General features: G+C 30.9%; 12 protein-coding genes and 1 tRNA gene. 6 read left to right on the forward strand and 7 right to left on the reverse strand.

Translation table 11 applies throughout. From position 1 onward, the window contains the following. Positions 1-15: 15 nt before the first annotated feature. Entirely contained in the window at positions 16-762 is a 747-nt protein-coding gene (locus E4J94_RS13640) for a M15 family metallopeptidase (protein ID WP_246034341.1), read from the reverse strand. A 69-nt stretch (positions 763-831) separates the two neighbouring features. Between E4J94_RS13640 and E4J94_RS13645 the strand changes: the two genes are divergently transcribed. Next, positions 832-2103: a hemolysin family protein gene (locus E4J94_RS13645; protein WP_135836354.1), complete on the forward strand. Its 1272-nt coding sequence runs from the start codon at positions 832-834 to the stop codon at positions 2101-2103. 36 nt (positions 2104-2139) lie between these two features. Here E4J94_RS13645 and E4J94_RS13650 read toward each other — a convergent pair whose 3' ends face one another. After that, complete coding sequence (locus tag E4J94_RS13650) at positions 2140-3510, reverse strand: peptidylprolyl isomerase (protein WP_246034342.1); 1371 nt, start codon at positions 3508-3510, stop codon at positions 2140-2142. A 134-nt stretch (positions 3511-3644) separates the two neighbouring features. Continuing rightward, complete coding sequence (locus E4J94_RS13655; protein WP_135836356.1) at positions 3645-4511, reverse strand: hydroxymethylglutaryl-CoA lyase; 867 nt, start codon at positions 4509-4511, stop codon at positions 3645-3647. A gap of 64 nt (positions 4512-4575) precedes the next feature. Between E4J94_RS13655 and pepT the strand changes: the two genes are divergently transcribed. The 3 genes from pepT (at position 4576) to E4J94_RS13670 (ending at position 8762) form a co-directional block, all read left to right on the forward strand. Beyond that, on the forward strand, positions 4576-5817 hold the full coding sequence (gene pepT / locus E4J94_RS13660) for a peptidase T (RefSeq protein ID WP_135836357.1): 1242 nt from the start codon (positions 4576-4578) through the stop codon (positions 5815-5817). A gap of 85 nt (positions 5818-5902) precedes the next feature. Continuing rightward, positions 5903-6571, forward strand: a complete 669-nt coding sequence (locus E4J94_RS13665) for a head GIN domain-containing protein (protein WP_135836358.1) — start codon at positions 5903-5905, stop codon at positions 6569-6571. Between the two features lie 439 nt (positions 6572-7010). After that, positions 7011-8762 (forward strand): hypothetical protein, encoded by a 1752-nt coding sequence (locus tag E4J94_RS13670; protein ID WP_135836359.1) that lies wholly within the window; start codon positions 7011-7013, stop codon positions 8760-8762. 138 nt (positions 8763-8900) lie between these two features. On the opposite strand, the gene pdxH is transcribed toward E4J94_RS13670, so the two are convergent. Beyond that, positions 8901-9548, reverse strand: a complete 648-nt coding sequence (gene pdxH / locus E4J94_RS13675; protein WP_135836360.1) for a pyridoxamine 5'-phosphate oxidase — start codon at positions 9546-9548, stop codon at positions 8901-8903. Positions 9549-9624: 76 nt separating this feature from the next. Here pdxH and E4J94_RS13680 point away from each other — a divergent pair, with 76 nt between their 5' ends. Then, positions 9625-10176, forward strand: a complete 552-nt coding sequence (locus E4J94_RS13680) for a YqgE/AlgH family protein (RefSeq protein WP_135836361.1) — start codon at positions 9625-9627, stop codon at positions 10174-10176. A gap of 5 nt (positions 10177-10181) precedes the next feature. On the opposite strand, the gene E4J94_RS13685 is transcribed toward E4J94_RS13680, so the two are convergent. Both E4J94_RS13685 and E4J94_RS13690 read right to left on the reverse strand, forming a co-directional pair. Next, the gene (locus tag E4J94_RS13685; RefSeq protein ID WP_135836362.1) at positions 10182-10991 is read right to left on the reverse strand and encodes an aminotransferase class IV; all 810 of its coding nucleotides are present in this window, start codon (positions 10989-10991) and stop codon (positions 10182-10184) included. Positions 10992-11002: 11 nt separating this feature from the next. Next, on the reverse strand, positions 11003-11386 hold the full coding sequence (locus E4J94_RS13690) for an START-like domain-containing protein (RefSeq protein ID WP_135836363.1): 384 nt from the start codon (positions 11384-11386) through the stop codon (positions 11003-11005). A gap of 115 nt (positions 11387-11501) precedes the next feature. On the opposite strand from E4J94_RS13690, the gene E4J94_RS13695 reads away from it, so the two are divergent. Next, positions 11502-11575 (forward strand) — tRNA-Met (locus E4J94_RS13695). Positions 11576-11636: 61 nt separating this feature from the next. Here E4J94_RS13695 and E4J94_RS13700 read toward each other — a convergent pair. Further along, on the reverse strand, positions 11637-12506 hold the full coding sequence (locus E4J94_RS13700) for a DUF6515 family protein (RefSeq protein ID WP_135836364.1): 870 nt from the start codon (positions 12504-12506) through the stop codon (positions 11637-11639). Positions 12507-12567: the final 61 nt, after the last annotated feature.

Raw genomic sequence — 12567 nt, forward strand, 5'->3', positions numbered from 1 at the left:
AAAAAGGAGCTTTAACTATTTAATAATAGGATTTATATCAAGTATATTTTCTTTTCGATATTTTTCTATAAAATCATCTGTAAAATTTTCACTTCCCATTAGTTTATTTTCTTGCAAAACTTTTTTGATGTCAAGTTTTTTATAAGCTTCTAACATCGGTTCAGAAATTGCTTTGTAAGTAAAGTGCCAAGGTTCATATTTAAATCCTTTTCTCATTGGATCATTCGTGTACACCAAATAAAAACCATATTTTGAAGCGTTTTCATCTAACCAAAGTTTAAATTTGTGCATAGATCCTCCTTCATTAAAATGTTTTTCGTGCAACGGATCTGCTGGTACTCCACGAGTTCCATCTATAATATCCAAATCAGTCCCCCAATGATGGCGTGAAGTTCCTGGTATTGTAGAATACTCAATTATCTTTTCGATGTTTTGTTTCGCTGCAATTTTCTTAGCTTGATTCGCTTTGTATTTGCGTTCCCAAATTCCGTTTTGGTAGGTATAATTTCTATAACTCGAAATCACTTGTATTTTAAAACCTGCTTTTTGCGCATCAGCTTTCATCAACTCAAATTGTTTTGCAACTTCTGGCAACAATTTATACCCATTCCCCACCATCGTAGGATTTCCTTTACCAATAAGTTCAGCCGTTGTAAAAGTTGGTAAAATAGTATCTGTTTCTTCTAAAGTTTGATCACTGCTGCCAAAAGCACAACCAGCATTTAGCATAAAAGCAAGTAAAATTAAATAAGAAAATTTCATAATATTAAATTGAGTCATTATGGTGGGTATTAGATTTTGGTTTATTTTTATCAAAATTAAAAAATAAAAGTGGAGATTGTTATAATAATTGTATTGATTTTATTGAACGGAATTTTTTCCATGTCAGAAATGGCACTTGTTTCGTCAAGGAAATTTAAATTAGAAAATAAAATGAAGAAAGGAAGTTCTGGCGCTAAAACTGCCTTGGAACTTGCTGAAAATCCGAATAAATTTTTATCAACCGTACAAATCGGAATTACCTTAATTGGTATCTTGTTAGGGGTTTTCTCTGGCGATAAATTAACTGCAGATTTAACAGAATTTTTAACGTCTATCTCTTTCATTGCTCCTTACGCTAAAACACTTTCTCCAATTATTATGGTAGTAATCATCACCTACTTTTCAATTGTATTTGGCGAATTATTACCAAAACGTTTGGGAATGAAATTTCCAGAAATGGTTTCTACCATCGTTTCAAAACCAATGAAATGGTTATCTATCATCACTTCTCCGTTTGTTTGGTTATTAACTGTTACGAATAATTTTTTCTTAAAATTATTTGGTATTAAAGACGATAGCAACGAAGTTGTGTCGGAAGAAGAAATTAAAAATATCATCAAAGAAAGTACTGAAGGCGGAGAAATTCAAGAAAAAGAACACGAAATTCTAGAACGTGTTTTCGAACTTGGAGATCGTCGTGTGAATACGTTGGCAACACATCGTTCGGAAATTGCTTCATTAGATATTTCAGATGATTATGAGAAAGCACGTGCAAAAGTCAAAAAAAATAAATATTCGGCTTATCCTGTTACGAAAAACAATAATCTGGATGAAATCGTTGGTATCTTAAAACTAAAAGATATGTTTGGGGTGAGTAAAGAAGATTTTAGCCTGAAAAAATTTATACACAAACCTATTTTTGTTAACGAAAATTCATTTAGTTATCCATTGTTAGAAATGTTACAAAATTCGCAAGCTCATTTCGCCATTATTTTGGACGAATATGGTACTACAGCAGGTATTGTTACTATAAATGATATTTTGGATGAATTGGTAGGAGATACACCCGAAAATCAAGACGAAGATTATGAAATAGTAGAGCGCGAAGATGGAACATGGTTGATAGATGGGCAGTTTTCTATTTATGAATTCGAAAAGTTTTTTGACATTGATATTGACGAGGAAATCGAAAATAGATATGTGACTGTTGCTGGAATTTTCTTAGATAAATACGAAACAATTCCAAATGTTGGTGATAAGGTAGAAGTGGAAGATTTGACACTAGAAATTATGGATAAAGATGGTAATCGAATAGATAAAATATTAGCATCACGAAAATAAAAAAAGAGACTCTAAATAGAGTCTCTTTTTTTATAATTATTTATTATTTTTCTTTTCCCAATCAATAGGAAAAGTACAACTTTGATATTCTTTACCTATCTTCACATAAGCGTCACCTACTTGGCGTTTTACCCAATCCATTAACATTGTTCGTTCTTTATCTTGAACAGCGAACTTCTGAATTCTATAATAATCATCTTCATAATTTATTTTATGTTCAGGATAGAATTTGTTTAATTTCAAAATTCTTAATGCTTTTCTATTATCAAAATCATCTTCAAAAACTTGAGAAATATCTCCTTCATTCAAAGCTGTAATTGCTGTAAACATTGGTAATGGTAAAGCTATTTTTTCAAATCGGTCATCACCAGAATTTTGGTTCATAATGTTTCCTGAATTAAATTTCGTGTATTTATCATCTGAAAATCTTAAAGCAGCATCTTTAAAAGTCATCTTTCCATCATTAATTAATACTCGAATAGAATCCAATTTACTATTTGTTGCTTTTATTTCTTCTTCAGTTGGTTTCAAAGTAATCAAGATATGACGTAAATCTAACTCTTGCCCACGACGTTTCTCTAATTTAATAATATGATATCCAAAGTCTGTTTTGAAAGGATCTGAAATTTCACCTTCTTGTAAATTAAATGCAACTGCATCAAACTCTTTTACCATTTTACCACGAGAAACTTTTTTATACTCACCTCCATTACTCGCAGAACCTGGATCTTCTGAATATAAAATTGCTTTCGTTGCAAAAGAAGCTCCTTCTTCTATTTCTTTCTTAATTTCTTTTAATTGATTAATAATTTTTTGTTGATTCTCTTCCGAGACTTGAGGAAACATCACAATATGACTAATAGAAACTTCATCTTTTACATCAGGTAATTCCCCTTGATGTTTTTCGAAAAATAAACGTACTTCTTCTGGAGTAGCATCTGCACCTTTTACAACCATTTCTCTTTTGTTACGAGCATAAATGTTATCTTCTACAATATATTTAGTTTCGTTTTTCATTTCAGCCATTGTACGGAATCCAAAATAATCTAAAATTTGTTTTTCTCCACCAGCTTGAGCAATCCAACCTTCTATTTGGTTATTTAGCTGACGTGTAACCTCATCTTGAGTCACTTTGATTAAAGTATCTTGTTTTGCACGATCAACTAACATTTTGTCTAACATAATATCATTTAAGAAATCACATTTATCATCAACCTTCATTCCTTGTTGTTTTGACATTAAGAAATCACGATCTACATCTGATTCTAAAACAATTTGATCTCCAACAACAGCAGCAATACCATCTACTTTAGCAAGACGTTTTGGTGTTGGTTTTGCTGTTTGTGCAAAAGTATTTACCGTAAATAATGCTGCAATTAACAACATCATACTCGATTTAAATTTCATATACTTTAATTTCATTTTAATATTCTAAGTTCGATAAAAACTTACCGATGAGCAAATTTAACTTTTTTTGTTAAAGTCAAGCATATTTTAATTTCCTTTAACAAAAGAATTGATTTTTTAGTTTATTGTTAAGATTAAACTAAGCCAAATGTACGCAAAGAAACATTCCAAGCAGATTCAAAATCAAAAAGATTCAAACCATGTTTTTCTTTGTGTTCATTTGCAAAACTAATTAGTTTCTCTGTAGGCATATTTCCAACCATATCGCTTTTTGACATTGGGCATCCTCCCAGCCCTTTTATTGCACCATCAAAACGACGACAACCATTATCATAAGCAGCTTGTACCTTAGAATGCCATTCTGTATAAACAGTATGAAAATGTGCTCCAAATTCTATTTCTGGATAATGCGGAATTAAATTTTGAAACAAATCAGCAATTGTTTTATCATCTGCAACGCCAATTGTATCTGATAAATTGATCGAAGAAATTCCGATATCAGCCATTTTTTTCGACCATTCTTTTACGATTTCTTCATTCCAAGTTTCTCCATAAGGATTTCCAAACGCCATCGAAAGATAAATTAACATATGTTTACCATTATCATTTGCTATTTGGTTGATTTCTTTCACCATTTCAAACGCTTCTTCACGACTTTTATTTGTGTTGAATTGCTGAAAATTCTCTGAAATAGAAAAAGGAAATCCAATAATATCCACTTTTTCGTGCTCAGCAGCTTTTATTGCACCACTTTTGTTGGCAACAACAACAGATAATTTCGATTTTGAATTGGTTTTATCAATATTATCTAAAACTTCTTTCGTATCAGCCATTTGTGGAATCGCTTTTGGCGAAACAAAACTTCCACAATCTATCGCTTCAAAACCAACAGTCAATAAACGATTTAGGTAATCGATTTTCTTGTCAGTCGGTATAAAATCTTTGCGTCCTTGCATCGCATCGCGTGGACATTCAATAATTTTAAAAGTTAGCTCACTCATTTTTTTGGTTTATTTGCGCCTTAAAGGTAGATAATTTAGTAATTTTGACAAAAATTAAAACGCAATGCAAACAGAATGGAGAGAAAAGTTGGTAACACGCTTTTTGAAATATGTTAAAACTTACACTGAAAGTGAGGCTTTTTTAGATAAATTTCCAAGTACAGATCGTCAATGGGATTTAGCAAATTATTTGGTTGAGGAGTTAAAACAAATCGGTTTAGAAGACGTTTCGATTGATGAAAATGGGTATGTTTTCGGATATGTTCCTTCTACAGTTGATCACGAAGTGCCTACAATTGGGTTTGTTTCTCATATGGATACATCGCCAGATTTTTCTGGAGAAAATGTACAACCTCAAATTTGGGAAAATTATGATGGTGGAGATATTAAATTGAACGAATCAATGATTTTATCTCCAAATGAGTTTCCAGAATTATCTCAATATAAAGGTCAAACTATCATTACAACTAATGGAACAACATTATTAGGTGCTGATGATAAAGCTGGTATTGCAGAAATTGTAACAGCAGCTGAATATTTGATTGCTCATCCAGAAATTAAACATGGACGTATCGCAATTGGTTTTACTCCTGATGAAGAAGTTGGTCGTGGTGCAGATTTCTTTAATGTAGAGAAATTTGGTGCAGAATGGGGTTACACAATGGATGGTTCTGAAATTGGAGAATTAGAGTATGAAAACTTTAATGCTGCCTCTGGAATTGTTACAATCAAAGGAAAATCTGTTCATCCTGGTTATGCAAAAGATAAGATGATTAATGCATCTAATATTGCAATGGAATTTGCTGCACAATTACCAAGTGATGAAGTTCCTGAATTAACAGACGGACGCGAAGGATTCTTTCATTTAGCTAAAATTACAGGAAATGTAACAGAAGCAAAAATGGTATATATCATTCGTGATCACGATATGGAGCAATATGAAGCGCGTAAAGCTTTATTCTTACAAATTGCCGCTGATATTCAAGAGCGTTTTGATCATGAAGTAATTAAAGCAGAAGTTTCTGATCAATATTTTAATATGATTGAGAAAGTAAAAGAGAAATTCCAATCTGTTGAAATCGCAGAACAAGCTCTTAAAGATTGCGGAGTTACGCCTAATATCAAACCAATTCGTGGTGGTACAGATGGCGCTCGTTTATCTTTTATGGGATTACCTTGTCCTAATATTTTTGCTGGAGGTCACAATTTTCATGGACCTTACGAATATGTTCCAGTAGAATCAATGGAAAAAGCAACTGAAATTATTGTTCGTATCGCTGAATTAACAGCTGAAGGGACAAAATAACAGTCACAACATATCATTAAAATAAAAAATTTTCTTTTTGGTTTGAATTTTGTGTAATTTCAAACCAAATTAGAAAATTTTTTTTATGAAAAATATTGTATTATCAGCAGTAGCTTTATTTGGTTCTTCATTTGCCTTTGCTCAGGAAGAAATTAATGTAGGAGATTTTAATATTTTAAAGGTTTACGATAAAATCCCTGTAGAATTAATATCTTCTAATAAAAATATTGTAGAAGTAGATGGTATTAATTCTAGCGATGTACAAGTTGAAAACAACAAAGGAGAATTAAAAATTAAGATGACAGGAACTAAATTGATGCAAGGAGGTGAAGCAACAGTTAAAGTTTATTATACATCATTATATGAAATCCAAGCAAGTCAAGGTTCTCGAATTCATTCTGATGATGTAATCAAATCTCAGGCTTTGTATTTAACGTCAAATGAAGGTTCTTCAATCAAACTACCTATAAATACAGGAAAATTAGAAGTTAAAATAAATTCTGGTGCAGAAGTTATTTTAACTGGAGATACAGAATCTCAGACTGTAATTGCAAATTCAGGAGGGAAATATTATTCAAAAACTTTAAATTCTGATAAAGCGAGTTTAACAACAAATGCTGGTGGTGTAATAGAAGCTCGTGTAGAAAAATCAGTTGAGGTAAAAACAAGAGCTGGCGGCGTAATTGACATTTATGGAAATCCTACTCAGCGTAATCAGAAAAAAATAGCTGGAGGAAAAATAAATTTTAAATAAAATAATAATTCAGAACAATATTTAAATAGTACATATTCTAAGAATATGTACTATTTTTTTTTATAACTTAGATAATATCGTTTATTCATTAAAAATAAGGGAATTTATTAAACTAAATCCCTCTTTTTAAACCCATAAAGTCTTTTAAAATTTATTATTAGAAATATTATTATATATTTGCTCAGATTATTTTTACATATTTGTAAATATCTATTAATTACTCTTTACTATGATAACTACCAAATTTTATTTTGCCTTACCTGCAAATAATCCTTCTTATTTTATTGCTTTTCGCAAATTGTAATTTATTGATACTATTCATAATTTGAATAATTAATCCATAAAATAAATTCTCAAGAATTTTAAAAATATTTAGAAGTATTGTTTTACAACAACACATATTTCTACATTTTTATCTATATAATAAAAATAAACACTTATGAAAAAAAATTTACTTACTCTTGCCTTTTTAGGTTTTACTTATTTTGCGAATGCTCAGGTGGGGATTGACACAAACACTCCTCAAGCCACATTAGATATAAAAGAAAAAAGAACATCTAATGTAAACGACGTTTCTGCTCATGACGGAATATTAATTCCTAAAGTTACAAAAGCAGAACTTGCCTTGAAAGACACAAATGCATATACATCAATACAGAATGGTGCTATAATTTATGTTCCTAATATAGGGGGAGCAATAACTGGACCTAGTTTAGCACAAGTAGCTAATGTAGATGCTATTGGCTTTTATTATTTAGATGCATCTACTTCAACAATTGTATGGAGAAAACTAGACACAAATACTAATTTATATAATGTAAATGGTACTCTTATAGAGACAAGGATTGTTACTCAAAATGGTAATACTTTAATGTTTACTGATGGTATAGCAAGAGATGTTACAAGTAAGACTAATTCTATCATTTTTGGACAAACAAGTGCTACAGATGCAAACCCGACAATGGTATTAGCCTCAGGAGCAAGAAAAGTAGGTATTAATACTAAGTCTCCCCGTGTTTCATTTGATATTAATGGAGCTTTATCTGCTACTTCAGCAGCAGCTGAAGGCTTATTAATTCCCAAAATGACAGCTTCAGAATTATCAAAAAAGGAACTTAACACATATCAAGCGAGAGGTACTCATAGTAATAATACAGGTCAAGGCTCATTGGAAGGTACATTAGTTTACATTTTTCCTGATTCAGATAACAATTTTATTATTAGCCCAACAGATCCTAGTTATACAAAAGTTAAAGAAGTTACTAAAGAAGGCTTATATTATTATGGTATAGATGATAAATGGCATCCAGTAAGTAGTACTTCTACAAACTTTTATACAGCAAATGGTACATTAACAGGACCTAGAGTTGTAACACAAGGTACAAATACATTAGCATTTACTGGAACGACTACAAATGCATTCTCTGTGGATGGAACTACATTCTCTGTAGATGCTGCTAACGATAGAATCGGAATTGGAACTAATGCTCCTAGTAATACTTTACATGTAAAAGCTACTTCTAATCCTACTAAATTTGAAGGATTACAAGAAGATACAAGTGTTCAAAGTGTAATAGTTACTGGAACAGACGGTGTATTAAAAACTATTCCTAAATCATCATTATTAAATGATGTTACGAACTTTACAATGCCTATTATTAGAGGAACTTTTAATAGTTCTCTTGGTACTAATATAGATATAGCAACCAAACAATTTACTACTGCTAACCCATATGCTAATCCAGTTCCTCTAGATGCTACAATAAATTTACCTAAAGGCACATGGGAAGTAAAAGTTACTATGTTAATGAGAGGAAATAATAGTATCAATAATTATAGTTCATCTAATAGACCTGCTTATATTTATACTAAATTCGCTTTTTGTACTACTGCTTCAGGTTGTACTGCCGCAAATGGAGCAGGATCTTCAAGAAACTTCTTATTAGCAGGAACTCTAATTGGTGCAGGTTCTAAAATTACACCTTCTGGACAAACAGACGAAATATTCACTCTTGTAAATGGATCTATTATTGTGAAAAATTCTTCAGAAACTAACCAAACTTATTATTTATATTGGTGGGGAGCTAATACAAATATCCCTACAACAACTACAAATACGTATTTAATAACTAGCTTAGGTAATAACGCTGGAGAGAATAGTATATCCGCAATTAGAATTACAGATATGTAAAATAATATTAAATTATACTGATTATATAAAACCCTTCATCTAGTTAGTGAAGGGTTTTTATTTTATTAACTTATTAATCTTTTAACTATTTAAATAGTTTAACAAAAAGCCACTCTCTAAGAGAGTGGCTTTTTGTTATTAAGGAGCTAATCGTTCTTTCTTCCAATCAAAATCATCTTGTAATACATAACGAACTCTATCATGTAAACGACTTGGTCTTCCTTGCCAAAATTCTATTTCCGTTGGTCTTACTAAAAAACCTCCCCAATGTGCTGGACGAGGAATTTCTTTACCTTCATATTCTTTTTCTAATTCTAGTTCTTCTGCTGCTAAATCTTGATATTCATCAATCACAGAGCTTTGGGCAGATATCCAAGCCCCCAATTTACTACTTCGTGGACGCGTTTCGAAATAACCATCCGAATTATTATCTGATGTCTTTTCTGCGACTCCTTTTATAATAATTTGTCTCTCTAAAAAAGGCCAAAAAAAGGATAAACAGATTTTTGAATTTTCTAATAAAGCTTTTCCTTTTTGACTATTATAATTTGTATAAAAAATAAACCCCTCGTCTGTAAATCTTTTTAATAAAACAACACGTGTTCTTGGAAAACCATCTTCACCAATAGTTGCTACTGACATTGCATTTGCTTCATCTACTCCGTCAGATTCTTCTGCTTGCAAAAACCAATCACGAAATTGTTCGATAGGATTTTCTCTTAACGAATCAAAATTCATCGATTGTTTTTCATAGACTTTTCTTTTATAACTTAAATCTTGTTTCATTAATGAATATTTTTTATTTTTAAACGGATAATCTTATATTTCGTCAAGATTTCATACTAGAAAACCAAAAACAGAAATGTCTATCAAAAGTATAAAAAAAGGAACTATTTTAGTTGCCAAACCAACATTAAGTAACGATATTTTTCAACGTAGTATTATTTTGATTACAGAGCACTTAGAATCTGGAAGTATTGGTTTTATCTTAAATCGTTCTTCTCATATACCAATTAGTATTTTTGTTTCTGAAATAGAATCGGGCTCTATTGTTTATGAAGGAGGTCCTGTAGATAAAGAAAATATTTATTACATTCACAAACGTCCAGATTTAATTAAGAACAGTGAAAAAATAGTTGATAATTTATATTGGTCTGGATCATATGATGATGTTCGTGAAGCTGTTAATCAAAATTTGATACAGAATAATGAAATCAAATTTTTTATTGGATATTGTGGTTGGGCTCCAAAACAAATAAAAGATGAATTAGATCATAATTCTTGGACTATTACAGATTTGGACTTTGATATCTTTGAGAATTGGGATGCCAATTTATGGAAGACTCTGATGAAACAGCTTGGAGGTGAAAACCTAATTTGGTTAAACACTCCAGCTGATCCTTCTATGAATTAAATTGGTTATAAATAATTAAAAACCAATTTTGTTTTATTTGAAGTATATTCTTTTTTACGATTTTTGGTAATTGGTAAAATCCCTACTCCATCTATCAAGATAAAAACTTCTTCTGCTTTTTGTATTTCGAAAGGAAATATTTCGGTTTCTTCAATCTTAAATTCTTCAGATTTATTGACTTTAGAAATGAAATTGTTTCTCAAAACACTTGTAATTACACCTTCTTCTTTTTTTGGTGTTCTAATTACTTCTCCATTTACAACAAAAATATTTCCGCATAAAGAACGTGCCATTTTTTTGTTGGCATTTAGTAAAATAATATCTGTATAATCATTTTCTAAACGATAGATTTCTGCAATATTTTCTTCTGGACGATAGGTATTTACAAGCGAATAAAATGCTGTATTTACTGTATAATCTTTGTATACATCAATTTCGTTCTCACTCTCTAAAAACTCCCATTCTTTGTCACTATTTTCTATAGAAATCAAGAAATTGATTGATGCTTTTAGATAATCAACTTCATCATTTCTAAAAGCAAAAAACTCTACTCTCCCCGATTTGGTTTGATTTGCTTCAGCTAATAAATTGATTTGTTCTTGAAAAAATTCTGGTGTAAAATCTAATGGAATATTCATACGAAATATCCGCATTGAAGCCATAAGATTAAAATAATGATCTTCCCAATCAATTATTTCACCATTTACAAATCGTAAAATTTCTTTTACAGCGTCACCATATCGAAAAGCTCTGTTCTGAATTCCTATTTCTGCATTTGCTTTTTCTATGATAACACCACCTAAGTTAATTTTCAAAATAATAGTTTTTAAACAGATCCTAATATTTTTTTCAGATCTTCAATTTGACTTTCCCACAATTGTTTTGATTCTTCAACCTCATCTTCTTCTGCAAAATCTGTAATAACTAATGATACATCATTTGTTAAATCATCTTCTACAATTGTTAATTCGAAGAAATATTTTGTGTCTTCATCATATTCCCATTGAAAACGCACATAAGTATCTTGTTTCGATTTCATCAAAAATGCAGATTCTTCGTGTCCATCCCAAATAAAAGTATATTTTTCTCCACGAGAATTTACATTATCTGCAAACCATTCTGATAAACCTGATGGATTTGAAATATAGTTATATAACAAAGACGGTGAAGATTTTATTGAAAATTCTACTTGATATTTCTTTTTTGGCATAATTCTATTTAATTGAAGTCGCAAGATATAAAATGAATTGTATCTACCAAAGAAAATCAAAATAAGTTTTGTTATAAAATTAAAAAAAAATTACCTTTGCAAAAATTATAAATTTGGCGAGGTAGCTCAGATGGTTAGAGCGCAGGATTCATAACCCTGAGGTCGGCAGTTCGATTCTGCTCTTCGCTACAAATAAAAAGCCCAAACAGACAATCTGTTTGGGCTTTTACTTAACTACTAAAACCTATACTTAATCTAAGTAACCTACTACTTGATAAGCTCTTGTCCCTCTATCATAAATCTTTTGATACAACACTCCTCCAAACTCATATAGATACTCTCCTCCATAATTCACTCTTTCATATCCTGCTGGTAAAGCATATACGATGGCACCTATTGGAGCTTGAACGACTTCATAATAACTTCTATTTGGGCTATAATAAACACCTTCGTAGAAATAATATGGATTTCTATTACCAATATTAATTGTTACATAACCTACTGGTAAAATATTAATTCTAAATCCTACATATGGCATATATCTCACATATCCACTGTTATAAGGACGGTAGTAAATACCGTTGTTTCCGTAGAAGTTATAACTGTTGTACGAATACTTGTTATAGTTTCTTACATTAACATTAGAAACTGGTCGATTTCCTCTGTTGTATGAGCTAGAATTTATACGAACTGGATTGTTGTAGAAATCTCTGTTTTTTAAACTCTCAGATCTATTGCCTTTATTTCCTTGACTATTTTCTCTGTTATTTCTACTATTATTCCAATCTTTATTAGAACTTGGTCGACTACCTACAATAGCTGTATTATCTCTACTGATTCGAGTACTCTCTGTACGGTCAACTCTCGTATTTGAATTTTTCCATGATTCATTACTACTATTTCCTCGATCTATTCTTCCTGTTCTATTACCTTCAACACGACTAGTTCTATTTTCAGTTCTAGCCATTTCAGAGCGTCCATTTCCTTGACTTCTTGAAGTTACTTCTCTTGAAGAAGAACTTCTCTCACCACCTCTTTGACCTCTATCTTGAGCATTTACACCAACAGCTAACATGGCTGTAAAAGCTACTCCTAAAAGTGTAAATCTAATTTTTTTCATCATCCAACTTTTTAATAAATTAAGACTTCATTCCTAATACTATTTCCATGCCATAATTATA

Source organism: Empedobacter tilapiae, assembly GCF_004785645.1.
GTDB classification, from domain to species: domain Bacteria; phylum Bacteroidota; class Bacteroidia; order Flavobacteriales; family Weeksellaceae; genus Empedobacter; species Empedobacter tilapiae.

Coding starts and splice junctions, on each gene's coding strand:
- E4J94_RS13640 (WP_246034341.1), bottom strand. CDS start 762: ATGAAATTTTCTTATTTAATTTTACTTGCTTTTATGCTAAATGCTGGT.
- E4J94_RS13650 (WP_246034342.1), bottom strand. CDS start 3,510: ATGAAATTTAAATCGAGTATGATGTTGTTAATTGCAGCATTATTTACG.
- E4J94_RS13655 (WP_135836356.1), bottom strand. CDS start 4,511: ATGAGTGAGCTAACTTTTAAAATTATTGAATGTCCACGCGATGCGATG.
- pepT (WP_135836357.1), top strand. CDS start 4,576: ATGCAAACAGAATGGAGAGAAAAGTTGGTAACACGCTTTTTGAAATAT.
- E4J94_RS13665 (WP_135836358.1), top strand. CDS start 5,903: ATGAAAAATATTGTATTATCAGCAGTAGCTTTATTTGGTTCTTCATTT.
- E4J94_RS13670 (WP_135836359.1), top strand. CDS start 7,011: ATGAAAAAAAATTTACTTACTCTTGCCTTTTTAGGTTTTACTTATTTT.
- pdxH (WP_135836360.1), bottom strand. CDS start 9,548: ATGAAACAAGATTTAAGTTATAAAAGAAAAGTCTATGAAAAACAATCG.
- E4J94_RS13680 (WP_135836361.1), top strand. CDS start 9,625: ATGTCTATCAAAAGTATAAAAAAAGGAACTATTTTAGTTGCCAAACCA.
- E4J94_RS13690 (WP_135836363.1), bottom strand. CDS start 11,386: ATGCCAAAAAAGAAATATCAAGTAGAATTTTCAATAAAATCTTCACCG.
- E4J94_RS13700 (WP_135836364.1), bottom strand. CDS start 12,506: ATGAAAAAAATTAGATTTACACTTTTAGGAGTAGCTTTTACAGCCATG.